This window comes from [Rhizobium] kunmingense, assembly GCF_977018605.1.
Window position 1 is genome coordinate 257,025 of the sequence record NZ_CDRNXG010000003.1, and the last position, 26,365, is coordinate 283,389.

A 26,365-nucleotide genomic window follows, 5' to 3' on the forward strand; every position below is an offset into this window, starting at 1 on the left:
TCGGCGACCGTGCTGAATCCTAAATTCGACGGATCCCGTTCAGCCAAGTGCGAACAATGCATTTCCATTCTGAGTTTTTAGGAAGCTCGCAAAGGCCTTAATTGCCTTCGTTGATTGGGAAATTTTGAGTTTCGTCCGCAAGCCGTCCTGTTCACCGGCTATCTCGGCATAAGTCTTTCCAGCTCCATCGTCAGGGCAAAAAACTACATCCCAATAAAAGGCCCGCTCACCTCTCGGCGATCCAGCTATGGTGCCTTGGGTTTCGCCCACAAACGAGTAGGTCTGCGTTCCGTCACAGTATCCCACAACAGCTCGAGCTGTTGCTCGTTCCCCGGCGCACCCAACCCGCGTCAGGAAGCCCTCGGGACCTAATGCGTCCCACATCGGCTGCGTAAGACCACCAGGGAAGCCTTCACCAAAATTATTCTCAAGGATCAGCCCAGCGTGCTCGACTATGCATGGTGCCAATATCGATTTATAGGCGGACCTTGCTTTATGCCGGACCATTGCCTCAAGATCTATCGCAAGAGGCTCTTCAGTTCTTACATCCGATACACGAAAGTCGACAAAATCGCCGATCCGTTGAGGCGTGTTCAGAGCATCCAAGAAAGTTTCATCGGCAATTATCGCGAGCTCTTCGTTCTTAAATCGACTGCGCGTTGCGTAAAAAATAGTGCGCATTTTCATGAGACGACCTCGTCTAGGACTTCGGCTAACGTTGCAGTTCTATCGTCACCATACGTCGGAATGATCTCGATGTTTCGCTTCTTGAAGAGCGTATATTCAAAATCGGACGGATTGTTGACCACGATGTAAGCGCGCTTTCCGGTATCACTATCAGGTAGAGTCTTGAGCATTTCATTTAAAAGATTGAAAAGAAAACCGACGTTCAGATCCCTAAAGCTGTATCCGACAAAGAGTGCCACACGGTTCAAGAGATCGGAGCGAAGCTTGAAGTCCAGCGGGCTATCGAGCCGCAGCCGGCTATAATAATGCCCTTCAGAAAATACCATGGCAGTGGGATTGTCAAAATCACCATGAAATTTGACGACTTCGGTAACTTTGTCGTTGGATCCCATGTCCCGTTCGCTTGCTACCACCTTTACGGTTCGCCCAGCGAGCCTCAACGATCGTTCAAGTAAATCATCGTAATTTGTCGTGTAGAATTTGGTGGATTCTTCGAGGCGCGACAGCGAATTGTGAACCGCAGAACTGGCAATTGCACCGTCATCGACGTCGAACCTTCTGACCAGCCAATTGGTCAGGGGGGCGAAATTTCCCTTCTTCTGTTCAAAAAACTCGAGGATCTGGAGATCCGTTCCGCGGTACCGAAGCAGTTCGGGGTCCTCATATCCTAGCTGACGACACGCCTCATTTACCAGCTCGGTCCAGGACGGCCCCCGTCTCTCACTTTTTCCATCTGATGACGGCCAACTCAATGACATCGAGGCCCCTGCGCCAACGAAGGGGACTACGCGGCCTTGCCGATATAATTTCTTAAGCTCGGTTGGAACTGTGGCCCTCATGGTTTCACCGCAGAGATCCGCGTCATGGCGTGGTGATGGGGTATTCCGTTGTGGGGATGAGTTTCAAACAGGATCGTATCCGTACTGCTGATGATATTCCAACCGCTAAGACGAGCCTCAAACCAACTATGGCTAAGTAACAACGGTTGAAATCCCGGATGCGCAGATAAATCGTGGCTGCCGTCGTTGAACGAGACAAGAATAAGCGTTCCACCAGGTTTCAACCAATCTTGGAGCTTAGCGATAAGCTGACGCGCATCGGCCTCTCGTTGCAAACAATGAATAAGACCATAGCAAACCACCACATCGTATTGAGAATTAGACGTCTTGTATTCAACAGCGTCCGTATTCATCCAGTTGATGTCGAGATTGGGGAACAACTTCATACCGTTCTCGATCGCGGTTGAAGATATCTCGATCGCATCGACCTTGGCACCAAGTCGAGCAAAAGCTGCCGCATTTTTACCTTCACCTGCGCCCACATCCAGCACCTTCATTCCCGACGGATCATGAAGCGCCAGAAAGTTTGCAACTAAGCTGGCAGGCTCCTTTCCCCAGAAGCCGACGACAGCTCGATAGCCTTGGTCGTAGCCACCGTCAGCTTCGGTCAACATCTAAATCCTCCATAAGCTTTTTGAGAGCCATCTCGTAACCATCCATACCCAACCAATTGAACGTCACGACATCGGCATCACCGATCATGTATCGGATCTTGCTTTCAACTGGTGCCGTATAAAGGCGCACGAAGTCGGGAAATGAGAGCTTCTGCTCGCCATGGCCTTCGCGATATCGGTACATTTCGTAGGCTACGTCAGGCGGAGTATAGACAAACAGCATGGCAACGGGTGCGGTCGCGTTTTCCTTCAAAGCCTCAAGGGTTTCAGGATGCCGGATTCCGTCAATCAAAACCCGCTCGCAACTCAACTCCGACGCAGCTTCGGCTAAAGCCTTCCCCAAGCGGCTCGGCCCGTCTGGTTCATTAATAAAGTTTTCTGCAGCCGCCTGAAATTCGGATCTAGACGTTGTAGGAATAGGCGGCAATCCCATGATGCCCGCGAGAACCTGGCCCGAGTTCACAGAGCGGTATCCGTAGCTTCCAGAAAGAAGCTTGCTGGTGGCAGATTTGCCAGAACCAATTGAACCGACGACACAGAGAATGTGAGGCATATGGAAAACTGCCTTCCTCTGAATCTTGTATCCAGGGACCATCGTCATTGAGCTCTGGAAAAAAGCCCGAATGGTTAGCTGCGACCAATACTCGAAATCGGCCAAATTTATTGCATCATCAATCGTATCTAGCCAGCGAAGCCGATTTATTGAAACTTCACCTTTTTTCACATGCTTCCAACTGGCCCAATCATCAACCCAATACCGCAGCACTACCGCTGAGTGTCGAACCCCAACGGACGACGAGTCGTCGTTCAGTATTCCCAGAAACTCGAGCTTGTTGGGATTTATCTGCGGCCGTCCATTGGGAAGAATTAATTCTTCTGATATCTCGCGGGCAGCATTCTGCCGGACGCCGTGATCCCATTGCGAAAACAGGTCCCGATCAATGTCGGTAACATGTCCCCCGAAACCTACGCATTGCGCCCCACGCAAGAAGTTTGCCGCGCGGTTGTATAATCCCCTTCTGAAAGAAAGTATTTTCGATTGCCATTGAATTATAGTGTAGGTGACTACTTGCTTGTAGTCATCATCGGTTTCCGCCACTGACCTTGGCACGTATGCAATCTGCTTGTCGTGAAGTAGCTCGATCGGATTGCGAACGTTCTTATGTCCGACGCCTTGGTAATCCAGAAAGAGCTGATGTACGTGCCTCGGAATACACAAGACCATTTCGGTCGATGGAGTGGGTGTCCTCCGCTCCGCTTGATAGATCCGAATAGGGTTCTCTTCGTTGCTCGATACACTCGGTATCAGTTCCTTGAGGAAGAACCGTCCAGGACCCGTGCGCACGAATACCGAGTGCTCGTTGTTTAGAATGTCCATGCTCAGACGCGCTTGCATGGATTTTTGAGGCGTGTGACTGAGGCCAGCCGCCGGAAATAAGCCGTCTTCTTGACCGTAATCAACCAGCGTACGCGCGTTCAGTGGACGCTTATGTTTGCGTAAGACGGCCTCGGCCACCCAGAGATAAGTGACATCTTCCAATTTCACACATGCCTACAACTTTTATTTGAAGTTAGCAGGCTTTCAGTTGAGCGACAGTATTCCTGTGGTAATCCACCGGTATTTTTATTCGGGACCTCGTCGCGCTAACTTGTCCAAAGCTCGAAAGCGGCTTCAATGTTCGCTATTTTGACTGATGCCCTCAGACGATCAGTTGGCGCGTACAAAACGGGGATGTCGTTAATATCCTCAGGCCCCTGCCCGCGTTCCAGCATAGTAACTTCCAACCATTGCCCGTCACTCGACAATGCCTCGATCCGAGCAATTGCAAGAACCTCTGATGACGTTAGTAGCAAGCCGAAACCCCAGTCGTCTTGACCCATCCTCCGCACATACCAAGTTGGCAGAACTTCGAACATCTTATCGGGGTCCGTCACCATCCCAATCTTTTTTTGCAGCTGCTTCAATTGCATCTCCGCTAAAGCTGCTTGGGTTTTTGCTGCGTCGGCTTGCGCTTCAGCGTGGCTCGCCTGATCCTCAGCAGACTTGGCTTGCCTCTTTGCCGAAAGCGCGGCCCCCAATGCAACGAGGAATCCGAGAATTGAGATTACTATAGAGACAACAGCCATATCATCCATCTAAACGTCTCATGTTGGTCTCCAGTTTATCGATCTGAGTTAGCAACAGTCTTCATAGAAACCTAGCAAATTCCCCAAGCCCGAAACCTCCCCCTCCCCGTCATCTCGCGCAGTCCGAGTTCCAAAACGATCCGCCGCGCCGCCTGCGGCGTCACCTCCAGCGTTTTCGCCACCATCCCGGCCGAAACGAGCGGACGCGCCATCACCAGCTCAACCAGTTCCGGCAGTTTTGAAGACGTCCGCCGTCCTTCGAGCTTTCTGTCCATCATGGTTTTCGCCAGCGCCAACCGATCATGCTCCTTCATGCCGATCTCGGCAGCCGCCAGAAGGCCGTAGGCGATGGCGAGCAGCCGCGTCTCGCGATCGCGACTGCGGCGCCGATCGACCGGGATGGTTTTGAGGCCGAGGTTGATGGCGGCGAGATGATTTTGCGTGGTGATGCCGGCTTCCCGTAGGATGGAGGCGCACAACAGTCGGCCAAGCCAGGGCGCATGCTGCAGGACCAAAATCTCGTTCCAGGCATCGAGGGCGACGATCGTCCGAAACACCGCCGGCAGGTGTTCGGTCTGCCGCAGTACGCCGCGCCATTCGTCGAGCCGCGCATCCTCGTCCCAGTCGAGATCGTAGATCATCGCATCCTTCTCGGCTGCAGCGCGGCCCTTGGCCCCACCAGGCCAGGTTGCGTTCTCGATCGCGGCCGACGATCGCGCTAACGTCGCATCGATGGCGGCATAGTCGACGCCCGGCAGATCTTTGACGTCATCGACATCCTCCCCCTCCACTTCCGCATCCATCGCAACCGCCCGCCGGGTCACGGCACCCGTCAGCGCTTCGCCAGTGTCAGCCGACATAATTTCCGATGTTTGCCGCAACATACGCAGACCGTCCGGCGATAGCGCCCAGTCCGGCGACTGCCCGGAAACCCGCCGGCGGGTGCGCAGCACGTCGCGGGCGATGGTGAGTTCGTGGGTGGGGGTGCGGGTATCGCGAAGCGCATCGTGCAGGACGAGGTCTTCGAGATGGACGAGTTCGCCGTCGATCCAGAGCGAGGCGCAGGCATCGGCGTAATTTTGCCGCTCCAGCAAGCCGGCGCCGACCGGCGACCGAGCGATGCGCTCGTCGAGACGGGTGAGCGCGATGCCGGCGTCGAAAGACGGTCGCATTAGCGCAGATATGCTGATTTTTGCGAGATCGTAAGCCATTGATTTTATGGTAAAGGATTCCTTACGCGAACGCTATCTGAATATTGAGGTTCCTCACATGGCATTATTGCCAGTTGGGCTTATAACCATCGATAAGTATCTCTTATCGGAAGTGATTAGACCAACTGCTTGACCAGCACCGGAGAGGCGCCTATCTTGGTGCTTGAAGCCAAACGCAGAGGTTTGCACCGATGACGACCACCGTTAAAATTTCCGAAGCGAAAACGCATCTGTCCGACCTGCTTACCCGCGTCGAGGCCGGCGAAGATTTTGTTATTGCCCGCGGCAACGATCCAATCGCCCACGTCACCCGCATGCGCAAGGAGAACGACTTGCAGTTGCTGCTCGCCGAAGTCCGGGCCGCCCGCCTGAAGGCATCGCCTTCCACCCATGAAGAAATTCTCTCCTGGCGCGATGAAGGGCGCCGCTAATGTTTGTCATCGATGCGTCGATGGCGGCCGCCTGGCTGCTGCCGGAAGAGTTTTCCGACGCGGCCGAGTCGGTGATCGCTACGATCGACGCCCCCTGCCCTGTCCCGTCACTGTTCTTCTTCGAGATCCGCAATATCCTCGCCATGTCCGAGCGCCGCGGCCGGATTGCCGCCGGCGCCGCTCTGGTCAACATGGAACGGGTTCGCCGGCTGCCGCTAGATGATGCCGGCATTGGCGGCGATGGCTATGTCCTGCTGCTGTCGGGGTCTCACGGTCTGAGCGCCTATGACGCGGCCTATCTGGCACTTGCCCTCAACCGCAGCGTTCCGCTGGCGACACTCGATCGGAAACTCGCCGCGGCGGCGCGCAAGGAAGGTGTTGTTGTCCTCGGGCCATTCGCCCACGGCGACTGACCGGGCGTTATGGCAGCAAGGGTGGCTGGCACCTTTGCATTGTTTCGGGAGCATGCATGACCGTCGAACCGATCCGCTTGCCCGATGGCGTTTCCGTAGGGAGCATGCTGAACGCGCTCAAGGAGCGCGGTGGTGAGAATGGCCTCCTCCATGCCCTGTCGTCTGCCTTTCCCGGATTTGAGTTCAGACTCAGCTCCGTCTATCTTCCCTATTGGCGCACCGATCGCAGCGTAATCGACGCGGACGGCAACCGGCTGGACGACCATAAGCAATGGGTCGAGGCGCAGCTTGCTGCCTGCGGTGGGGATCTCACCGCCCTGTGGAAGCGATACAGGGAAAGCGACATGCAGATCGCCGAATGGCGTGGCAGACCGGTCTATGCAGCGGCATCGACGGGGCCCGGTGCCGCGGATTTTCTACAGATCTCGCTGGTCGAGGAGACGGAATGGCTGGCCGGGCCGATTGTCGATCCGGATTTTGCCCCTCGCCTGATCGAATCCTTGCTCCAGCCCTCCTGGATTGACCGGGACGCCAGGCCTTCCCGGCCCCCTGTGGCCGGTCCGGTCTACCGACTGTCGGGCAATGCCGGCACGGCCGTCGTCCACATGCGCGGCCTGCTTGCACGCTTTGCCCGGATCGAGCGGGACAAGAGAGAGGCGCAGCGCTCAGAAATGCAGGCTCGCACGGTTCGGGTTGTCGACGAAAACTCCAGCCGCGAAATTCCGTTTCTGGATGCCAATCCGGACTGGTTTGATCAGCTGCCGCGTGAAAACCGTTTCTTCGCCGACTGGGAGCAATCCAGTGCGGCCGGTGCCGCGATCCACGAGCACTGGGCATTCGACATTCGCGGGTTTGAGGAACGCGGCGAGCAGAACATCAGTTTTATCCCGCGCCCGCTCCGCGAGCCCACCATGCGGATCACGACTGACGATGGCTCGTCCATCCACCGCCTCCTGGAGCAGTTCGAGCTGTTCGACGCGGAGCAAGGTGTTCCCTTCTCGTGGTTCTTCTTCATGGCGCATGGGCAGTGGGTGGATCCGGATGTTGGTCCGGCAATTGCCGCTGCCCTGCGCGGAAATCGCATTGGCCTGACCGATGCCGACGCAAAGGTGCTTCTGTCCTGGGCCGAGCGGCCCTACCTGTTCTAGGGGCGAAGAATGGCTGAGCGACACTCGAGCGCAAAATCGCCTGTCGACCGCCGAGCCGGTGAACTCGACACAATCGCTGCTGTCTTGCCGATGGAGCGTCGCGACGAGCTCGCCGAACTGCTCACCGATCAGGATGTCGAAACCCTGCGCCATCTGGTCAATCAAGGCATGGGCGAAAATACCCTTCGGGCACTCACTTCGGATCTGGCTTATCTGCAGGCCTGGTCGTTGGCGGCCACGAGAAAATCCCTCTCCTGGCCGGCGCCTGAAGCGCTGCTGCTAAAGTTCGTAGCGCATCACCTGTGGGATCCGGCAAAGCGCCAAAGCGATCCGGAGCACGGCATGCCTGCGGAGGTGGAGCAGAACCTCCGTAGCCAGGGGTTTCTGAAGACGGTCGGCCCGCATGCGCCCGACACCGTGCGCCGGCGGCTGGCCAGCTGGTCGACGCTGACGAAATGGCGCGGGCTGACCGGCCCCTTCTCGTCCCCTGCCCTCAAGTCGGCGATCCGCCTCGCTGTACGAGCCACGCCCAGGCCGCGCAAAAGGAAGAGTGCCAAGGCGGTCACAGGTGATGTGCTTGCGAAAATGCTGGCGACCTGTGCGAGCGACAGTTTGCGGGATCTCCGCGACCGGGCGATATTGATGGTGGCGTTTGCCTCTGGCGGCCGCCGGCGCAGCGAGATTGCCGGATTGCGCCGTGAGCAGCTGACGGTCGAGCCGCCGATCGTTGTCGAGGGCAGCCCTCCCCTCCCCTCTCTCGCCATTCATCTCGGACGGACGAAAACGTCCGGTGCCGATCACGACGAGGTCGTCTATCTCACCGGCCGGCCGGTAGAGGCGTTGAATGTCTGGATTACGGCTGCTGGGATCGAAAGCGGAAGCGTGTTTCGAAAGGTTGATCGCTGGGGCAATGTGTCGAAGCGGGTGCTCGATCCGAAAGCGGTCAATGATATCGTCAAGCGGCGGGCGGAGATGGCTGGTCTACACAGTGGCGAGTTCTCAGCGCACGGACTGCGGTCCGGGTATCTGACCGAGGCCGCCAATCTCGGCATTCCGCTGCCCGAGGCAATGGAGCAGTCGCGGCATCGGTCGGTGCAGCAGGCGTCAAGCTATTACAACAACGCTACTCGCCGCAGCGGCCGGGCGGCAAGGATGCTCTAGGGCCTGTCGGCTCATTGCGGTCACCTGAAAGGACAGGGAACTGATCTTGAACGCAAGCGTCGTAACACTAATCATGTGGCGAAGATGACTTGGTATAGCTCTCACACCAAGCGCCTGACCTCATATGAACCGCCGCATCAGGTCCGTCCCCCAATGCGGCGGAACTCCGCCGGCAACTCCCCGATCTTAGGAAACCGGCGTTGCTAATGCTTATCGTGGCGCCGTAAGGGAGGCTTTCACGAAGATGACGGAATTGCACGAAAGTGCCAGGAAAGCTTTCACGCTAACAGTTGTTGACCGTCGTTCCACTGCCGTCAGTCGTACCCGCCGTAGCGGAAGGGGCGCCGCTGTTGCCCTGCTGGACGCAGCTGCCGCTCCACGTGCCATCCTTGGAGGTCTTTGCGTCAGACGATCCAGTTTGGTTGGGGGTCGGCTGGGCTCGATCCGTACGCTCGGAGCGCTCCGACTGCTTCTGCGCATCTGGTGCGCGCTCTTGTGCCAGTGAAACAGTGGATAGCGAGGCGATTACGAGCGTGGATGAGATTAACTTGAGCATGACCTTTCCTTTCACTAGGTCAGGGTCAACAGGCTCTGTTCCAATTCGTTCCAAGCTCTGAAGGGACAGTGATCGGTCCGTTTTTGGATGTCACTTCCTGATCGCGCCAAGATAGCCTGTCCCGCCCGCCTCCTCGCGTTCCTCTTCCGGCGTCTTGCTGGTGTCAACGTCTTCCCGATATCGTGAGCCGCGTCCAGCCGGCAGAGACGACAGTAGCTACAAGACCGTGTTAGCTTCCCCCAGGACGAGGCGCAGTGTTCCCCTCTGTACGAGGAAGTCCATCGTCCAAGTGTAGAAACGGCAGCTGCGAGCCAGCATACCCATGTATGGTCGGCGGGAACCGACCAGGATCATCCATAGCCCCCATCATGAAGAAGATCTGATCACTGATGCGAGCATCCCGGTAGGCGATGGGCGCCCCGCAAGTGGGGCAGAAGCTCCGCTGAATGGGATAGCTACCGTAGGTTGCTCCTTCAAAATCGCGAAAATTGACATTTTTGGCATAAAATCCGACGAAAGCGGCAACCGGTGCGCCGCTGGCCCGCCGGCAATCAGAGCAATGGCAATAGGCAGCATAGAATGGCTTCGATTTGGCCACGAACCTGATGGCGCCGCACCGGCAGCCGCCTGTATGTATCTCCAAGGCTCATCTCCCGCTTCGGCAGTTGTGTTGGGCAGGATTTCCCAAGCATTCTTCTTGACCTCATCATCCAACGTCCGAGATTATATTCCAATACCCGGCGACACAACAGCGTGGGCCTCGAAAGGCGGACAGCGGAAAATGCAGATCCGCGCTCGGTGCGAAGCGGAAAAGGTAAAGCAGGGCCTCCCGAGCCAGGGGTTTCAGAAGACAGTCTGACCGCATGCTCCCGCCACCGTGCCCCGGCGGCTGGCCACCTGGTCGACGCTGACGAAATGGCGTGGGCTGACCGGCACATTCGCGTCCCCTGCCCTCAAGTCCGCCATTCGCCTGGCGGTCCACCCCGCAACTCGGGTGTTCACCCTCGTATGTTTCTGCTGGGCCGACTTACCCCGCCCTCTTTGCGGCATACTCACGTTGGCCCGTCAAAACGGTCTTGTCTGTAATCCTCAACCCCGGCATACACCAGCGATGACCTCCCCTTCAAAAATCTTCGTCGGCCTCAAGTCCGTCCGCAGTAGCAAGGCATCGCCTAAGAGTGCGTCCATCGGCCCGAAATGCCATTGGGATGGCTGCGATCAGGTCGGACTCCATAGGGCGCCCGTAGGACAAGAGGGTGACGGCCTCTTCTTTCTGTTCTGCACAGAGCACGTAAAAGAATTTAACCGCGGCTATAACTATTCGAGTGCGCTCTCCAGTCCGGAGGTCGCGCGTTACCAAAAAGAAGCAGCTTCCGGCATTCGGAAGGTGATGGGAGAACTTGCATCGCCAGCGAGCCGCGAGGCCCCATTGCCGTCGACAGCACGGTCCGGATCAGCCAAGAGCATCAATGCAACGCGGTCGGCTGCGCAACGGAGTGCTAGAGACGCTGAGGCTCGGAAGCGGAAACTGCGGGTCTTGGAAGCAAGGGCTTTCGAGACGCTCGGTCTTCCAGAGGATGCAGCTCCTGAAGACATCAGGACTCGCTACAAACTCCGCATAAAGATGCTCCACCCTGATGCCAACGAAGGGAGCCGTACGACCGAAGACGAGATGCGCGCCACAATTGAGGCGTATAAAATCTTGAAGCTCAACCACTTCTGTTGAGTAGCGACCGTAGCTACCTTGTCTCCGACCTACTATAATAGCGTCCCCTGAAGGCAGGCCGACCGAGCACCAGAGGGGGGCCGCATCCAGGAACTGCTGCCACTTGTTGAACTGGCGGCCGACATCGCCGGCCAGCTTCCGGCGCAGGTCAGCGGCGGGCAATTGCAGCGGGGTGGTATCGCGCACGCTGGCCGACGATCCAAACCTGGCCATCCTGGATGAAGCCGTCTCCAACTTCGAACGGCCTGACGCATGACCGCACTCGATCGCATATGCTGGAATTTTCGAAACCGCTTGCATGAAACGGGGCATCCACACATGGAGCCTCCTGCAAATCCGGTGCGGTTCCATCGCTGTGCTTGCCTATAATCCGGATGATGCAGATTGCCGCACTATAAAATTGAGACCATAGCCTGTTGCCCTACCGCTAGTTGCCGCCGCCTTTGATATATGGGGTGAGCAGTCTTTCCATTCTCTTGGCGGCAGCCGGCGCAAGATGATTGTTGTCTACGAATGTCAGCTGCTGATCATTGCCACCAAGGCAGGTTCGTTCATCGCAGTAAAGCGGCAGAATATCTATGTACTCCACACGTGCATCGCTTGAAACCTGCTTCAGAATGTCGATTGTTCTTGCCTGGCGCTGATCGACCAGTGGCCTGTCCACCGACACGTACATGGGAGATAGCTGAAAACTCCGCCTTGCAAGACCCCTCACGACATCCTCGCTGATTTCGGGGGTCGGGCCAACCAATGCAACTGTGTTTGCATTGGCCTTCGCCCAACTCAGGGTATCGATAAGGGAAATTCGGACAAGTGAAGCGTTATCCTCAGCCGTTTGGCCGAATACGGGCGGGTTGCGGGTTTCAGAGCCAAATGGTGCCGCTTCAACGTAATAGGGCCACCTCGCGGCAATAAAAATAGTGCGAGTGTCGATAGCATTCACGACAGCCCGCGCGGCATCATTGAACGTGCGGCATTGCCACTGGCTCGAGTCTTGGCGCTCAAGACCGATGAGTGGAGGACATCCCCCTTTAGTAAGGCTGTAGGCTGCCATGCCCCGCGCGGCCAGCCAGGTGTCCAGTGCAGGAGCCATCGCGTTTGCATGGCTATCGCCCCATACGATGACCTGCACCGATGCGGTCCGATCCCCAATCTTGCAAATCCTGGCCTCAGGGAAGCGCTCTAAAGGTGAAAGCCTTGCGTCGGCAGCGATCAACTCGGGCAGTTTACACTGCGATGAGGGAGGTCCGGCAGGTTTACGTGCTTCTTCTGTCCACGCCTGGAGCTCTGGAGGCAAGCGCCAAGGGGCGCCGTCAGTCCGATTCAGGTAGAAATTGAAGGCTAGCAAAACGCACGCGAAAAGGAGGATGCCCCCAGTCATCGAAGCCTGTCGCCTTCCTCTAAACGGAAGCTCCACGAAATGGTAGCTCAGCACACCTAAACAGAATGAGGCCAGTATTGCCGCTATGCCCTCGAGGAGGTTCATCGCTCGACCGAGGAAATAGGTAGCGAAGGTGATTACAGGCCAATGCCAAAGATAGAACGAGTAGGATGTTCTGCCGATATAGTTGTGCCAAGGAAGCGATAGAGCCTTCGAAACAAAAGATGAGCGGCTGCTAATTATCAAAGCTGCGCCTAGGCAGGGTGCGAGAGCATTCCAACCCGGAAAAGGCGAGCTTTCGTTTAGAACGATGACTGGGTAAGCAATCAACGCGGCTCCGATCAACCCAAAAGTAGGCTTTAACGAGACCGGTTTGACCGCCAGAAACGCGCCGATCAGCAACTCCCAAGCCCTGAATGGCAACAGGAAGAATACCGTTTCCGGCATTCTGGGCAGCATTACAAAGGAAGCGGCAAAAGAAGTGGCCGCCAATGCTCCGATCAGCAGTGGCGCGCTCTTATTCCTTTTTACGAATAACACGAGGATAGACGGAAAAATTATGTAAAATTGCTCTTCGACGGACAGGGACCACATGTGCAACATGGGCGTTAATTCTGTGGGCGCCTCAAAATATCCAGTCCCATGGAGAAAGTAATGATTGGAGTAAATGAGAACGGCAGCAACGACACTCTTCGCATAGCGCTCCAAGTCATATGGCGCGTAGAATAGATATGCCAATGCTGTCGTTGTGGCAGCCATAACAACGAAGGCAGGCACAAGCCGCGCTATTCTACGCTGATAGAACCGGGTGTACGAAAAGCGACCTTCGGCAAGTTCCTCAGTCACAATCCGAGTGATGAGATATCCGGAGATCACGAAGAATATGTCTACCCCGACGAAACCGCCAGTGAGGAAGTGCGGGAACGCATGAAAGACAACCACTGACAATACGGCGACAGCTCTCAACCCATCAATATCTGCGCGGTATTTCACTATTGTCTCCGTCAACCCAAGGCGTTGGTTAGCGCTCGATACAACAGGGGCCTTTGACGTAGCAATGGTGCTTGCGCAGAAGGTGGTTTTATCTGCAGCAGTTGGCGATCCTTCCAGGAATGAAAAACCGCTTCGAGGAAAGCTCCATCGAACGGGTCGGATAAAAAACACGAGCAATTCTGCTTAAGGGGGAGCAATCCTGATCGGCTTGCTTTTCAGATTGTTGTATGGGAACCAGTCCCAACAAAATCGACGGCTTGAGGAACGCTATGCTGCTCTTCGATACTTACTTACTTTGGAAAAAGATCTCTCATTCAATCCGGCGGTCGATAATCGGGAAGCGCGAGCTCCACGTTAGAAATTACAGCTACGCGGTGGACGCGCTGCCCAAGAAACTTCCTAGGACCATATGGATCTACTGGGACAAGCCCATAGATGAGGCCCCAACTTTCGTCCAGTATGCCGTAAAGAGCTGGATTGCCAAAAACCCTGATTGGAGGATTGAGGTTCTCAACGACCAGATCCTGCCATACCTAGTTCGATTCGAAGAGCCCAACGGTAAAGGAAAAATCCAAGGCCGTTCTGACGCGATCAGACTTGCTCTGCTTCAAAAGTATGGCGGCGTCTGGGTCGACGCGACCTGCGTTTGTGTTCGCCCCCTAGACGAGTGGTTGCCTCCGCTGATGCAGACTGGTTTCTTCGCATTTCCCGAAACTTATCCAGGCCGAATAATCCAGAGCTGGTTTCTAGCCGCGGCACCGGATAACTACTTGGTAGATCGATGGGCAAACGCCGCACTTCGTTATTACGGCCGAGCGGGCAAAGTTGGCCATTATTTTTGGGTGATGCACCTATTCGAGTACCTAATCCGCAAAGACAGACGTGCGGCCGCTATATGGGAAGCCACTCCCAAAATTTCAGCGAAGGGCCCATCACTTCTGAAGCGCATCCTCACGCAGAAAGATCTCGCAGAAGCTGTACCATTCGAAGTGGATTTAGCCGCGATTCCGGTTCTGAAGATCAGCTCGACTACAGAGACAGACGAGCCGGAGCTGCAAAAAGCGATGTCGGAAAAGCGGGACGTGGATCTGCAAAAAATGATAGACGCGCTCCTAAAGAAATCAGAGGCCTAGGTATGGCCCCAGTCAAGCTAATACTTCGCTTGCACAGATTTGTTGCCGAGATCGATAGGAAGAAGAGAAGCGAGAGAACCTGGCCCCAGAGAGTGGCACGTACGATAGGCCGCTTTTGGATCGACAGGGCTCTCGCGACTGGATATGGAGCCTTCATCGGAAAAGGCGCACGTATCGCACCTACCGTGAAGTTCGTCCATGAGCTCTACGGGGTTTTTATCGCCGGTGAGGCCACGATTGGTGATGGTTGCAACATCTTTCATCACGTCACTATCGGCGCAAAAAGGAGGCCTGGCGGGCAATATGAGGCACCATATATCGGTGAAAATGTTGTAATCGGCGCGAACGCGACCTTGCTTGGTAAGTGTGTCATCGGGGCTGACGCCAAAATCGGGGCAGGCGTAACCCTAGTTGACGCAACGGTTGCTCCGGGTTCCATTATTGTTAACAAGAGCGCCTATGATTTAACCAATCAGCGCTTCATCTACAAGCAATGAAGCCATGCTACCGCCGTCATCCAGCACCGAATTTTGTCATAAAGCCCATATCGACCATCTGTTGAGCGTCGCGAAATTTGGTTGAGCCGTTATGAAAGAGCTTTAGGTCGCCTGAGCGGTTGAGCTCAGCCATCATCTTTTGATAATGTTCAGCCCCGTTGTAATGTTGCTTTTCGACAGCCGCTTCTTCAATTTTGGCTTTGTAATTTGTAAAAAACTTAATGTGCAGCAGTACTCCGAAGGATGCTGCGAAATTACGCTGATAAGGTAGCGGCTGGTGTATGCTTGCCCCTAAGAAACAAGAGCGATCCCAGTACAGCAGCGGATATTTCATAAGTTCATTGGTTTCTCCGAAGCAGCGCTGCCTTGGCCCGCCCTTGAGACTTATCGCACGCTTATCAACTTTAGCTTCGTACCCTTCTGCATCGAAATGGTTCGAATAATGCCACGGCATGCTGCCTTCTGTAGTCGGGACAATGCTTCCCGGCCCGGGATATAAGTCGATCATCGGAGCTGCAAGTCGCAAGCTTCCAGAGCGCTCAAGGATAGAAATCAGCGCCGGAAGGGTTCGTGATGCACACTCATCGTAAATAAGGAATTCGTCTGCATCTACATTCAGATACCAACGGTCGTATCCGTATCGGCTGAAGAGCTCTTCTCGCCACTGTTTTCCTCGCCGCGCCTCTGCATACCGTATCGGCGATGTCCATAGATCTACGTCATCTTGAGATGATAGATACGCGTTAGCTCCATCTTCTGATGCATCATCGACGCATATAAATCGGGTCACACCCAAGCGACGGTAGTGGCTGAGAAAGTACGGCAACAACGCCAAATCGTTGTGAGTGACTAGAACGAGCGGCAGCTCGTTAGGCGCGAGTGGTCTCACGGTCGCGGGAGGGGTAAGAGGCACGTCGACGCGATCACGAAGTTCGCGCCGAGTGATTCGCCACGTTTCATAGGCGGTACGCAATTTTTGCCGCATGCTGCGACGGATATCAGGCCCATCAACGTTCAAAGGATACTTCAAGAGAGCCTACCACCATGGAAATCAAAATGACTTGCTCGTATCAAACAAGAAAAATGCTTGCAATGCCGCGCCCTTATTTAGAGCAATCCCCTTATGATCGCGAGGCAGTGGGCCAGCGGATGTGCCACTTTCTGGCCAGATTGGCTGCTCTGTGACAGCCGCCCGGAGCACCCTGCGGTATTTAAACTCGCCGCCGGTTTCATAGAATCGGAGTGTCACCGGCGACGTTCCGCACCATAGGAACCAACCTGATGTGGCGGTTCCATGCCGCGAAAGTTGATCCAACTCAGCCGCCGTGGCTTTACCGAGTTCCCTAATTGGCCAGGAAAGACCGCTCCATTCGCGCTAATGGTCACTAACAGTGCCTGTTATCGCTACCATTTCGAATTGAAGAAGACTACACGCGCTAGTTTGGGTAAGAGTAAAACCCCAAAGGGCTGAAACGATTACATGTTGATCAGCTGCGCGCCCACCATTTCCACGTAAGACGTCGCGGAATGGTATCGCATTTGGTGGCCCTCGGTTGGGTTTGCTTAGTCGGCCCCCTGCCCTGTCAGCTCAAATGCTAACAAGGACACCTTCCGATGTTTGTGTGAGTGCCGCATACCTTGTGGTGCACGAAAAGTCGGTGCCGTAGAGCAACGCGGATGGGCTGGTGGTAAAAGTGTAGTTTTTCGACTACATCGGATATGATGATCGAGATTAGGCAAACGACGAACATTCGTCAAATGGGAGACGCATCGTCGCGACAAGCGAGCTAGAACCATAATCGCGTCCCGGCTGATGCGATTAGCCGATAAGGGATCGCAGACCCGAGACATCGCTGCTGCAAAGAAACTCGCTAAGGAATGGAGCGTGTAAATTGGCTGAACAACTCACAGCTTACGATCCTGCTGCCGCGCTTGTCGACGATGAAGAGATCGCCGCCTTCATGGCTGACGCTTTTGAATCAGGCGATGCGGCTTATATAGCCAAAGCGCTAGGCGTCGTCGCCCGTGCAAAAGGAATGACCGAAATCTCTCGCAAGTCTGGGCTTTCTCGTGAGCAGCTTTACCGTTCATTCAGCGAGCGCGGTAACCCGACGCTCAAGACAACCCTTGCGGTGATGCGCGCACTAGGCGTCGATATGACGGCCAAAGTCTCTCCGACTATATAGTTTCGGTCCTTCATCGTCCAAGTGGGTCAGAAACTGCCCGGCCTTTAGCTTAGCGGGATTAGGTCGCGTGCTAAATGCATAAAAGCTGAAAGATGCCACCTAGTAACTTTCTCCTAAGCACTGGGCACGCTAATCGGGTCAGAACAAGATTAGTGCGAAATCTTACGTTTAGCCGAGAACGGGACGGCCGAGATCGATATCTGTTTCAAAAATAGGGGTAAAAACAGCATTTTGCCCTGAACATTCAAACTTAGGATGGGCAGCAAACTGCGGAAAACATGCATGATTTCGCCTAGCATACGATTTCGTACTAATCTTGTTTCGACCCCATCACGCTCGACGACGGCTCGTCCGTTCACCGCCTAATGGAGCAGTTTGATCTGTTCGACGCGGAGGAGGGCGTTCCCTTTTCCGTTTGTTCTTCATGACGCACGGGCAGTGGGTAGATCCGGACGTCGGCCCGACTGTTGCGTCCGCCTTGCGCGGTAATCGCATCCGCTTGGCTGATGCCGATGTAAGAATACTTCTGTGCTGGGCCGAGCGGCCCTATCTGTTCTAGGTGCGAGGAATGGCTGAGCGCTCCCTGAGCTCAAAATCGCATGTAGACCGCCGCGCCGGCGAACTCGACACGATCGCTGCCGTCTCGCCGATCGAGCGTCGCGACGAGCTCGCCGAGTTGCTGACCGACCAGGATGTCGAAACCCTGTGCCATCTGGTCAATGAAGGCCTGGGCGAAAATACCCTTCGGGCACTCACTTCGGATCTGGCCTATCTGCAGGCCTGGTCGTTGGCGGCCACGAAAAAATCCCTATACTGGCCAGCGCCTGAAGCGCTGCTATTAAAGTTTGTGGCGCATCACCTGTGGGATCCGGCAAAGCGGGAAACCGATCCGGAGTACGGGGCATGCGGAGGTGGAGCAGAACCTTCGCGCCCAGGCGTTTTGAAGGTAACCGGTCCGCATGCGCCAGACACCGTGCGTCGCTGGCTGGCCAGCTGGATCTCTGCTAGCCCGTGTCAAGCGACGTGAGGAATTACCCCCCTTGGCGACATCACGAATTGACCCCCTTATTGGTTGGTCGTTTCGCTGGGTCCAAGCGCCGCTCCGGCCTTCTGCAGAAGGCCGGAGCGGCGCTTTTCGCGAAGTCTGAAGCTATCTCCGCGGATAGTGATCACCGTCGAGTGGTGAAGTAGACGGTCCAATATGGCCGTGGCGACAACAGGATCTCCAAAGACACTTCCCCATTCTCCCACACTTCTATTGGACGTGATGAGGATCGAGCCCTTTTCATAGCGCCGCGACACGAGCTGGAAGAACAGATGTGCGGCGTTGGCCTCGAACGGCAAATATCCCAGTTCGTCGATTATCAGCAGCTTTGGCCGGGAAAGCAGCGTCAACTGCTTGTCCAAAACGCCGTCGTTATGGGACTTGGCCAGTGTCGCCACCAAAGTGGCGGCCGTGATGAACTGGACATTATAGTTCTGCCGGATTGCTTCGCGACCAAGGCTCACGGCCAAGTGGGTTTTCCCAGTGCCGGGCGGTCCCAGGAATAAGACCGTGTCACCGTGAGCTATCCACCGGCAAGCCGCGAGTTCTCGTATCTGCCCCTTGTCCAATGATGGCTGCGCGTCGAAGTCAAAGCCGTCCAATTCGCGCACAAAGGGGAATTGAGCGATCTTGCTCGACATTGAGATCCGCCGTTCGTCACGACGGGCAATCTCTCGCGACACCAGGAAAGCCAGAGCCTCGCGCAGCGTCATCTTTGAACGCGCGGCTTCATCGAGGAGTGTATCCAGCTGGTCCCGGATTGCCGTTAGCTTCAGCCGGTCAAGTGTCGCGATCAAGAGGTCATGATCTACCGTCGTCATTACCAGCCTCCTCCAACAACAGCTTCATACTCTGCAAGCGGGCGCAACAGCACAGCAGGTTCGATCTCGATACGTTCAGCGTGCACAGCGCCCTCGAAGCCGGCAACGCCAACAAAATGCTCGCGATCCACGATCCGTTGTCGTCGGCCGAGACATAGCGCATGGTCCGCGACCACCTGACCAGCATGGCGCACAATGACGCGGCCGCCCATAACGACAACCTGCACGCTCTCACCGATCAGACGCCAGGGTACAGAATAACTGTTCGTGTCGAGATCGACGGCACAATCAGCTTGGACCTTACGAATGAGGTCCCGCAGCTGCCCAAAAGGCGCACGTCCGGAAAGTGGGCGTAGCGCGTCGGCCTCAGCAGCAAAGCGCTCTGCCGGTTTGACGCCAGTGGTGCCGTGATCGCGCTGATCGGCGACTTCGCGTGTCCATTGATCAAGATGAGCCTCGAATTCGGCCCAACTCTCAAAACGGCGGCCAGCGATGGCATTCTTCTTGACGTACCCAACTCCCCGTTCGTCTTTCCCTTTCGTTCGTGCTCGATAGGGTGCGCATGCCCGCGGCCGGAAGCCCCAATACTGGGCAAAAGCATGCAGCCTGGTGTTGAACCTTACCTCTCGCGTCACCGCATCATGGTGCTCGACAAGAGGCTTGGCGTTGTCGAGCAGCACCTCCACCGGAATCCCCCCAAACCGGAGGAAGGCCCCTTCGATACCTTCGAACCAGTCCGCCTGGCGCTGTCGTTGCGACACTCGAATATATATGCGTCGTGAGTAACCAAGCGTGGCAACAAACACATAAATCCGGACCCGAAGGCCGCCAATCGACACCTTGGTATCGCCGAAGTCGATCTGCAACTGACGGCCGGGCGGCGTCTCGAAGCGCACCGTGGCCCGCTTCTGTGCCTTCAATTCCCGCCTCCAGACCTGAACCCGTCGCTCAACCGTACGTAAGCTCAGTACAATGCGATGCTCATGCGCCAGCTCCTGCCGGATAACATCAGCATTGCCGTCGTGGCGGAAAAAACGTTCCCGCAACCAACCATCAAGGCCATCCAGGGCGGAGGCACGTATGCAGCCACGATAGGCAACCATGCCGCCTTCCCGAAGATATCGGCGAACCGTATTGCGCGCGCAGCCGAATTCTTTTGCGATCCGCTTCGCACCCCAACCATTCGCATGGAGCCGTAGCATGGCCGCCACTTCTTCTGCCTGAAGCATCGTCTCGTCCTGCATCGTTCTCGACAATGCAGGTTGCACCGAAATCTCAATTGCCATCCATCTTTCCTCTCATTCGAGAGGGGGCAGATCATGATGTCGCCAGGGCGTTAGTTTCTCATGTCGCCCGACAGCCCGATCACTTTCAAGGTGCGCCGCTGCTAATGGCGCCGGGCTGGCATGAGGTTAAGCTATCAGAGCCGCGCGTTTCACCCGGAACGAAAAAGCCCCACCGACGGTTATCGGCTGGATCCCGTCTCCTGTTCGGGTCTAGGGGACTGCTGTTCGCCCCAACAGCGGTCCCTTGATCCGCCCCTAGACGACGGATGAAAACCAGATCATCTTCGCCGCATGGTCAGACTGATAGACTCAACACTGTATTCCATAGCCGATGCCTTCCTTGAGGCGATGCGCGGAGACTTCGAACAATCCTTCGAGCTGAGCGATTTTTTCCGCTTCGTCCGGGTCCGTCATATCCGTGATGCAGACGAGGAGCAGCTTGAGGCATTCGCTTTCAAGTATTTCGGCGCCCACTACGATTTGATCAGGTGGCCTATTGGCGTGGGGTGGGCGTTTAATTCAGAACTGAAAGCACCGGAACCGCCGGGTGGCGGCTAGGACGGCCCGGTGGGGCGGCCTCACCATAAGAGCTCGTACGGAGCCACCGGATCGTGGCTTTTCTACCAACTCCTGGGTCGCGTTGCCCCCATCTCTGAACTGCACCTGTAGCTAAACGGGATAGAGCGCCCTTCTTAAAAACAGGATGTCGAGGGTGGAGGCGGGCGCAATCTGGTCTATGTTGGCCAGCTTATTGAGGATCGAGGGTCTCTAGCGAAGTTCAAGCAGTTGCGCTTGTTACGGAAGGCTAAGATACGAGCAAGTGCTGTCTTGAATGGGATCATTCACGCATTGCGCTCTGCTCAGCCCCCTGCGTAAAGCTTACAAATGCTTTGCAGAACGGCCTTGTCTGAAGCCCTCAACCTCGGCATATCATCAGCGATGACCTCCCCTTCAAAAATCTTCGTTGGGCTCAAGTCCGTCCGCAGTAGCAAGGCGCCGCCAAAGCGTGAGTCCATCGGCCCGAAATGCCATTGGGATGACTGCAATGAGGTCGGGCTCCACAAGGCGCCCGTAGGACAGGAGGGTGATGGCCTCTTCTTTCTGTTCTGCACAGAGCACGTAAAAGCATATAACCGCGGCTACAACTATTCGAGTGCGCTCTCCAGTCCGGAGGTCGCGCGTTACCAAAAAGAAGCAGCTTCCGGCATACGAAAGGTGATGGGAAAACCTGCAGCGCCAGCGAGCCGCGAGGCCCCATTGCCGTCGACAGCACGGTCCGGATCAGCCAAGAGCATCAATGCATCGCGGTCGGCTGCGCAACGGAGTGCTAGAGACGCAGAGGCTCGGAAGCGGAAACTGCGGGTCTTGGAAGCAAGGGCTTTCGAGACGCTCGGTCTTCCAGAGGATGCAGCTCCTGAAGACATCAGGACCCGCTACAAACTCCGCTTAAGGATGCTCCACCCTGATGCCAACCAAGGAAGCCGCACCACCGAAGACGAGATGCGCGCCACCATCGAGGCTTACAAAATCCTGAAGCTCAACGACTTCTGCTGAGAGGCAGCGAGCTGTGGCAACCTTCCCAAGGCAGGGGAACAGTCTTTACACCGCTCCGTACAGAAAAACTCCGATTATTATAACCGCACTACGCGAAAGATCGGATTAGGGGCACGTCGGCACGGAGACATCCGGGCTCAGTCGTAAAACCCGTTGATGTCGAAAAGTCGCCAGTGGTTTTCAGCGAGATGTTTGACAAACGGCTCAAAGTGGCGGCGTCAACGCCATCCTTCACAACAGATCTGTTTGTTTTGCCGAGTGACGGGACGATCGTTAAAGCTCATGCTGCAAAGGCCCCATTTTCTCGCATTTCCGTCTTAGAGCTCCGCTGGCCGGCATTGTGCTATATTAACAGCCAAAGACCAGGGCCAGATCTAAAATCTCGCCCTGCAGAGTCGGTTCCGAGCGCTTATCCACGCTTGCAATGATACCTTTATCGGCGCATTCCTTATTTGAACAGCTCTGGCGGAATCGAAACGTAAATCCATGACAAAAACGGCGAAAAGCAATCTACCGTACCGGCTGGTCGGCTACGCCCGTTTTTCGACGGACGATCAGATCCTTGATGCCCAGGTCGACGAGCTACAGGCCGCCGGCTGTGGTCGCATTTACCAGGAACATGGATCTGGAGCATCCCAAACGCGACCGGTGCTCGCCAGACTGCTGAAGGAACTGACCGCCGGCGACGTTCTCGTTGTCGTAAGACTTGACCGGTTGGCACGATCAGTGAGCCATCTGCTCGATGTTATCAAAGATCTTGAGGAACGAGGCATCCATTTCCGATCGCTGCACGATCCGATCGACACGTCCACACCGAAAGGAATGTTTTCGTTAGAGGTCCTTGGCGCGGTCGCCCAGCTTGAGCGTGCTCTGATAGCGGAGCGAACGAAATCCGGGATGAAGGCTGCAAAGGCACGCGGGCGGATCGCGGGCAACCCCGGTCTGCGCGCGCGGCGCCCAGAGGCGATACAAGCTGCAACTGCCGCGAAGAACCGGCTTTATCTCGATGAACTCACCAGTTCGTCGCAGACCTGGCTTCCGATGGTAAATCGACTTCGCCCGCAGCATAGCTGGGACAATGTCGTCCTGATCCTCAACCGTAAGGGCCACGACTGGACTGTTGAGCGGTTGCGCCGTGCTGTCCATCGTATGGTGCGCGAAAACCTGGCGGACCCGGAATTGTTGGCCCGCTCTCCACGCAGGCCGGTAGACGATCACCATATGAAGCTAGTGGCAGCAATTGCCATCGCTGATCCGACTTTGACGCTGCGCGAAATCGCGGGGCAGTTGGATCAGATGGGTGAGCGCCCGGTTCGGGGCGGGAGGAAATGGCAGCCCTCGTCCGTTAAGACGCTCAAGGACGAGGCGTTTCGGTTCGGGCTCTTGCGAACCTGACCAGATGTCGTGCTAGTCGCGAGATCACTTTCGAACGCTGGCGGCGGGTCAAGGTTGAGAGATCGTGTCACAGCGGATCCCTCACGCCGCGGTCGCCCGCCAGAGATAATCAGCGTCGGTTCGGGGTCGCGGTTTTCTCTCCATGGTTCCTCCTTTGGTCGCCCGGCTGACGTCCGATTGGTGTCGAAGACCATGTCGACGGTCGACATGGCCGGGGAGTGCTAGCTCTTTCACGATGTCGCTGCTTCCCGTGCAGGCGCGCCTCCCCTCCCCTCGCCTCCTCTCTCTCGCCATCCTTCTCGGCCGCACTAGGGCGACCTTCTCTAAGGAGTTTGAAAAGGATAGGTGATGTCCTTACCGACATTGCCGCCGCTCCATACTCATAGAGCTTTTTCGCTACTCGACATGTTCGGGAGCCGCTTCCCCAAGGTGGTTTACAGCCGGAGAATGTTTTTGGACTCGTTGCCGCTTCCAAATTGTCTCGGCATCAGCTTAGTCTCGGTTTCGTAGTGGAGAGGTTTGCAAGTCACCCATATCGCGATGCGACTCACTGCCCCTCGATTCGCGAGAAAAGGGCTTTTTCGGCCTGGCTAAGCGTGCGGCATGGCTACCGACAAAGTTGTCGACTCTTTTTTGTGATAGGCTCGGCTCCATCGAGATTCTGCACAATCACTTGAAACACAAACGTTTCCAGTGGTCTGGCGGTGGAATTCGCTCTCGGCTCAACGCCTTGTTAACCTTTCATTAACCCTAAATAGCTTGCCGCCGTATCGAAATCGGTGCTTATTCTCAGTAGCGGAAGTTACCAGACTTTTCGCACATAAGCGCTAATTTGAGATTGATGGTTTAACATGGCGAAGATCGCGACCCAAATCGCCCCTGTTGATGAGGACCTGATGGGTATCATCACACGGCATTCCCATGCCCTCTCGGAACAGCTCCAGGACCATCACCTTGCGACTTTCCCGCCAGATGCGATGAAAGGCATTCGGAGTTTTCAGCCGTCGGAAACAGCGAAGCTCCTCGGGGTAAAGGAAGTTTATCTCCGGCGCCTTTCAAATGAAGTCGAAGGGTTACAGGTGGCCACAGGCCTTGGCGGCCGTCGATCTTACAGCGTCGAAGACATTGCCCTTATCCGCAAGCACCTCGATGAGGTCGGGCGGGGTTCGCGGCGCTACTTGCCTCATCGCAGAGACGGCGATCAGCTTCAGGTGATCTCAGTCATGAATTTCAAGGGTGGGTCCGGAAAGACAACAACCGCCGCCCATCTGGCACAGTATCTTGCACTTCGTGGCTATCGCGTCCTTGCAATAGATCTCGATCCTCAGGCCAGCCTCTCCACTCTCTTCGGCGTGCAGCCCGAGACGCTTGGTGCTGGAGAAAGCCTGTACGGCGCAATTCGCTACACTGATGCGCGGCCGATGGGTGAGATCATTACGGGTACCTATATCCCTGACCTGCATCTCGTTCCCGGGAACCTCGAACTGATGGAATTCGAACATGAGACTCCGGCGGCGCTAATGAAGCGCAAGCCTGGAGACACCATGTTCTTCAGCAGGATTGGCGAGGTGTTGGGACAGGTAGCCCATGCTTACGATATAGTCGTCATCGACTGCCCGCCACAGCTCGGCTACCTGACGCTGTCTGCGCTCACAGCAGCGACCTCAGTGCTCATCACCGTTCATCCACAGATGCTCGATGTGATGTCGATGAACCAGTTTCTCGCGATGATGGCGGATCTTCTCAGAGAGATAAAAGCCGCCGGCGCTGACTTCACCTATAGTTGGATGCGCTATCTGGTGACCCGCTTTGAACCGAGCGATGGGCCGCAGAATCAGATGGTGGGATATCTACGAGCGATCTTCGGTGAGAATGTCTTGAACTTCCCCATGTTGAAAACGACGGCCGTCTCCGATGCTGGTTTGACCAATCAGACGCTCTACGAAGTTGAACGGGGACAGTTTACGCGGTCGACCTACGATCGCGCACTGGAATCAATGAACAACGTCAATGACGAGATCGAAACCCTGATCAAGAAAGCATGGGGTAGAGCCGCATGAGCCGGAAAGACATCCTTCGGGTTCCACAAATGAAGCCCTCGTCAGAACCGGTGCAGGCCCGTCCGATGCGGGCCAAGGTTCTGCCTATGCTTAACGCAGAGGCACCTCCCGCTGCATCTCGGTTGACACACCAAGTCGGTACCGCCCTCTCCGAAGGGAAAGCTCGCTTCGAGCGAGCCGAGGAAATTGAGCGACAACTGGCCAAGGGGCAGGCGGTCGTTGAACTCGACACCGGCGAGATAGACCCTTCATTCGTCCAGGACAGAATGGAAGGCAATATTGATGGACTGATCGCTTCAGTTCGAGATCATGGGCAACAAGTGCCAATCATGGTGCGACCTCATCCCGACCAGAGTGGGCGATACCAGACCGTTTTCGGCCATCGTCGTCTACGCGCAGTCAAAGAGATTGGTCATCGAGTTAGAGCCGTCGTTCGTGACCTGACCGATGAAGAGCTGGTGGTCGCTCAGGGTCAGGAAAACAACGAACGCCAGGATCTCACCTTTATCGAAAAGGCGCGCTTTGCTGCACGGCTGAGAGAGCGGTTTTCGCGAGACGTCATTATCGCCTCCCTCTCCGTAGACAAGGGTGACTTGTCGAAGATGCTGGCGATTGTCGATGCCTTGCCCGCCGAGTTGATCGATGCGGTAGGGCCTGCTGCTGGCGTTGGACGTCCCCGTTGGCTGGAGCTTGCCGAGCTCATGGAGAAGGCCCCTGCCCCGCAGGATGCTGTCAGCTACGCATTGTCCGACGGTGTCCGGCATCTCGCTTCGGAAGATCGTTTCAAGGCGCTCGTAACGCACCTGAAACCCCGTCGATCTGCAAAGGGCGCGCCAAGTATCCTTGCGTCACCATCGGGTGTTCGGTTGGCCGAGATCAAGAACAGCAAATCGAAGCTCGAAATCACGGTCGACAAGAAGCTGTCGCCGATATTCGCGGCTTTCATTTTAGAGAAATTGCCAGAGCTATTCGAAAAGCATTTGGCCGACGATCAACACGACAACGGAGAGTAAGCCGGGAAAAGAAAAAGGCCCCAACAGCGTTGCCGCCGTGGAACCCATTTCTGTAGTCCTGAGAAACACAGAATCGCATTTCCACGAA

General features: G+C 55.8%; 24 protein-coding genes and 2 pseudogenes. 15 read left to right on the top strand and 11 right to left on the bottom strand.

What is annotated here, in order from left to right; all coding sequences use genetic code 11:
• Positions 1-39 precede the first annotated feature (39 nt).
• From AC0JZ4_RS25465 to AC0JZ4_RS25490, 6 genes are all read right to left on the bottom strand, one after another.
• Complete coding sequence (locus tag AC0JZ4_RS25465; RefSeq protein WP_471889304.1) at positions 40-687, bottom strand: non-canonical purine NTP pyrophosphatase; 648 nt, start codon at positions 685-687, stop codon at positions 40-42.
• Positions 684-1,526, bottom strand: coding sequence for an SIR2 family protein (locus tag AC0JZ4_RS25470; RefSeq protein ID WP_471889305.1), 843 nt, complete (start codon positions 1,524-1,526; stop codon positions 684-686). The genes AC0JZ4_RS25465 and AC0JZ4_RS25470 overlap by 4 nt, the downstream gene beginning before the upstream one ends.
• Positions 1,523-2,140 carry a class I SAM-dependent methyltransferase gene (locus AC0JZ4_RS25475; RefSeq protein ID WP_471889306.1) on the bottom strand — a complete coding sequence of 206 codons (618 nt, stop codon included), beginning with the start codon at positions 2,138-2,140 and terminating at the stop codon, positions 1,523-1,525. Before AC0JZ4_RS25475 ends, AC0JZ4_RS25470 begins: the two co-directional genes overlap by 4 nt.
• Positions 2,124-3,680 (bottom strand): HTH domain-containing protein, encoded by a 1,557-nt coding sequence (locus AC0JZ4_RS25480; RefSeq protein ID WP_471889307.1) that lies wholly within the window; start codon positions 3,678-3,680, stop codon positions 2,124-2,126. Before AC0JZ4_RS25480 ends, AC0JZ4_RS25475 begins: the two co-directional genes overlap by 17 nt.
• A gap of 104 nt (positions 3,681-3,784) precedes the next feature.
• Positions 3,785-4,276, bottom strand: coding sequence for a hypothetical protein (locus AC0JZ4_RS25485; RefSeq protein ID WP_471889308.1), 492 nt, complete (start codon positions 4,274-4,276; stop codon positions 3,785-3,787).
• A gap of 62 nt (positions 4,277-4,338) precedes the next feature.
• A complete protein-coding gene (locus AC0JZ4_RS25490) occupies positions 4,339-5,478 on the bottom strand; it encodes an RHE_PE00001 family protein (protein WP_471889309.1) in 1,140 nt (379 codons plus the stop codon).
• A gap of 191 nt (positions 5,479-5,669) precedes the next feature.
• Here AC0JZ4_RS25490 and AC0JZ4_RS25495 point away from each other — a divergent pair, with 191 nt between their 5' ends.
• From AC0JZ4_RS25495 to AC0JZ4_RS25510, 4 genes are read left to right on the top strand one after another with little or no spacing between them, the layout of a single operon-like run.
• Complete coding sequence (locus tag AC0JZ4_RS25495) at positions 5,670-5,909, top strand: type II toxin-antitoxin system Phd/YefM family antitoxin (protein ID WP_471889310.1); 240 nt, start codon at positions 5,670-5,672, stop codon at positions 5,907-5,909.
• Positions 5,909-6,322 (top strand): type II toxin-antitoxin system VapC family toxin, encoded by a 414-nt coding sequence (locus tag AC0JZ4_RS25500; protein ID WP_471889311.1) that lies wholly within the window; start codon positions 5,909-5,911, stop codon positions 6,320-6,322. The genes AC0JZ4_RS25495 and AC0JZ4_RS25500 overlap by 1 nt, the downstream gene beginning before the upstream one ends.
• A 56-nt stretch (positions 6,323-6,378) precedes the next feature.
• Positions 6,379-7,470 (top strand): hypothetical protein, encoded by a 1,092-nt coding sequence (locus AC0JZ4_RS25505; RefSeq protein ID WP_471889312.1) that lies wholly within the window; start codon positions 6,379-6,381, stop codon positions 7,468-7,470.
• 9 nt (positions 7,471-7,479) lie between these two features.
• Positions 7,480-8,631, top strand: a complete 1,152-nt coding sequence (locus AC0JZ4_RS25510) for a site-specific integrase (protein ID WP_471889313.1) — start codon at positions 7,480-7,482, stop codon at positions 8,629-8,631.
• Positions 8,632-9,416: 785 nt separating this feature from the next.
• On the opposite strand, the gene AC0JZ4_RS25515 is transcribed toward AC0JZ4_RS25510, so the two are convergent.
• Positions 9,417-9,830: a GFA family protein gene (locus AC0JZ4_RS25515; RefSeq protein ID WP_471889314.1), complete on the bottom strand. Its 414-nt coding sequence runs from the start codon at positions 9,828-9,830 to the stop codon at positions 9,417-9,419.
• 468 nt (positions 9,831-10,298) lie between these two features.
• On the opposite strand from AC0JZ4_RS25515, the gene AC0JZ4_RS25520 reads away from it, so the two are divergent.
• Both AC0JZ4_RS25520 and AC0JZ4_RS25525 read left to right on the top strand, forming a co-directional pair.
• Positions 10,299-10,913, top strand: a complete 615-nt coding sequence (locus AC0JZ4_RS25520) for a J domain-containing protein (protein WP_471889315.1) — start codon at positions 10,299-10,301, stop codon at positions 10,911-10,913.
• An 81-nt stretch (positions 10,914-10,994) separates the two neighbouring features.
• Positions 10,995-11,154: pseudogene (locus AC0JZ4_RS25525) on the top strand (ATP-binding cassette domain-containing protein); the annotation flags it as partial.
• Between the two features lie 186 nt (positions 11,155-11,340).
• On the opposite strand, the gene AC0JZ4_RS25530 reads toward AC0JZ4_RS25525, so the two are convergent.
• On the bottom strand, positions 11,341-13,287 hold the full coding sequence (locus AC0JZ4_RS25530) for an acyltransferase family protein (RefSeq protein WP_471889316.1): 1,947 nt from the start codon (positions 13,285-13,287) through the stop codon (positions 11,341-11,343).
• 269 nt (positions 13,288-13,556) lie between these two features.
• On the opposite strand from AC0JZ4_RS25530, the gene AC0JZ4_RS25535 reads away from it, so the two are divergent.
• Both AC0JZ4_RS25535 and AC0JZ4_RS25540 read left to right on the top strand, forming a co-directional pair.
• Complete coding sequence (locus AC0JZ4_RS25535; RefSeq protein ID WP_471889317.1) at positions 13,557-14,420, top strand: capsular polysaccharide synthesis protein; 864 nt, start codon at positions 13,557-13,559, stop codon at positions 14,418-14,420.
• A 92-nt stretch (positions 14,421-14,512) separates the two neighbouring features.
• On the top strand, positions 14,513-14,917 hold the full coding sequence (locus AC0JZ4_RS25540) for an LbetaH domain-containing protein (RefSeq protein WP_471889318.1): 405 nt from the start codon (positions 14,513-14,515) through the stop codon (positions 14,915-14,917).
• A 16-nt stretch (positions 14,918-14,933) separates the two neighbouring features.
• Here AC0JZ4_RS25540 and AC0JZ4_RS25545 read toward each other — a convergent pair whose 3' ends face one another.
• Positions 14,934-15,890 carry a glycosyltransferase family 2 protein gene (locus AC0JZ4_RS25545; protein WP_471889421.1) on the bottom strand — a complete coding sequence of 319 codons (957 nt, stop codon included), beginning with the start codon at positions 15,888-15,890 and terminating at the stop codon, positions 14,934-14,936.
• Positions 15,891-16,809: 919 nt separating this feature from the next.
• On the opposite strand from AC0JZ4_RS25545, the gene AC0JZ4_RS25550 reads away from it, so the two are divergent.
• Together AC0JZ4_RS25550 and AC0JZ4_RS25555 are read left to right on the top strand one after the other, a co-directional pair.
• On the top strand, positions 16,810-17,103 hold the full coding sequence (locus AC0JZ4_RS25550) for an addiction module antidote protein (protein ID WP_471889319.1): 294 nt from the start codon (positions 16,810-16,812) through the stop codon (positions 17,101-17,103).
• A gap of 568 nt (positions 17,104-17,671) precedes the next feature.
• A pseudogene (locus AC0JZ4_RS25555) lies at positions 17,672-18,100 on the top strand (integrase); the annotation flags it as partial.
• Positions 18,101-18,168: 68 nt separating this feature from the next.
• Here the strand turns inward: AC0JZ4_RS25555 and istB are convergent.
• Both istB and istA read right to left on the bottom strand, forming a co-directional pair.
• Positions 18,169-18,969 carry an IS21-like element helper ATPase IstB gene (gene istB, locus AC0JZ4_RS25560; protein ID WP_471889320.1) on the bottom strand — a complete coding sequence of 267 codons (801 nt, stop codon included), beginning with the start codon at positions 18,967-18,969 and terminating at the stop codon, positions 18,169-18,171.
• Positions 18,969-20,255 carry an IS21 family transposase gene (gene istA, locus AC0JZ4_RS25565; RefSeq protein WP_471889321.1) on the bottom strand — a complete coding sequence of 429 codons (1,287 nt, stop codon included), beginning with the start codon at positions 20,253-20,255 and terminating at the stop codon, positions 18,969-18,971. Before istA ends, istB begins: the two co-directional genes overlap by 1 nt.
• 291 nt (positions 20,256-20,546) lie before the next feature.
• Here istA and AC0JZ4_RS25570 point away from each other — a divergent pair, with 291 nt between their 5' ends.
• From AC0JZ4_RS25570 to repB, 5 genes are all read left to right on the top strand, one after another.
• Positions 20,547-20,813: a hypothetical protein gene (locus AC0JZ4_RS25570; RefSeq protein ID WP_471889322.1), complete on the top strand. Its 267-nt coding sequence runs from the start codon at positions 20,547-20,549 to the stop codon at positions 20,811-20,813.
• Positions 20,814-21,194: 381 nt separating this feature from the next.
• Positions 21,195-21,809: a J domain-containing protein gene (locus tag AC0JZ4_RS25575; RefSeq protein ID WP_471889422.1), complete on the top strand. Its 615-nt coding sequence runs from the start codon at positions 21,195-21,197 to the stop codon at positions 21,807-21,809.
• A gap of 486 nt (positions 21,810-22,295) precedes the next feature.
• Complete coding sequence (locus AC0JZ4_RS25580) at positions 22,296-23,204, top strand: recombinase family protein (protein ID WP_471889323.1); 909 nt, start codon at positions 22,296-22,298, stop codon at positions 23,202-23,204.
• Positions 23,205-24,055: 851 nt separating this feature from the next.
• A complete protein-coding gene (gene repA, locus AC0JZ4_RS25585; protein ID WP_471889324.1) occupies positions 24,056-25,264 on the top strand; it encodes a plasmid partitioning protein RepA in 1,209 nt (402 codons plus the stop codon).
• Positions 25,261-26,277, top strand: a complete 1,017-nt coding sequence (repB, locus tag AC0JZ4_RS25590) for a plasmid partitioning protein RepB (protein WP_471889325.1) — start codon at positions 25,261-25,263, stop codon at positions 26,275-26,277. Before repA ends, repB begins: the two co-directional genes overlap by 4 nt.
• The last annotated feature ends 88 nt before the right edge of the window (positions 26,278-26,365 follow it).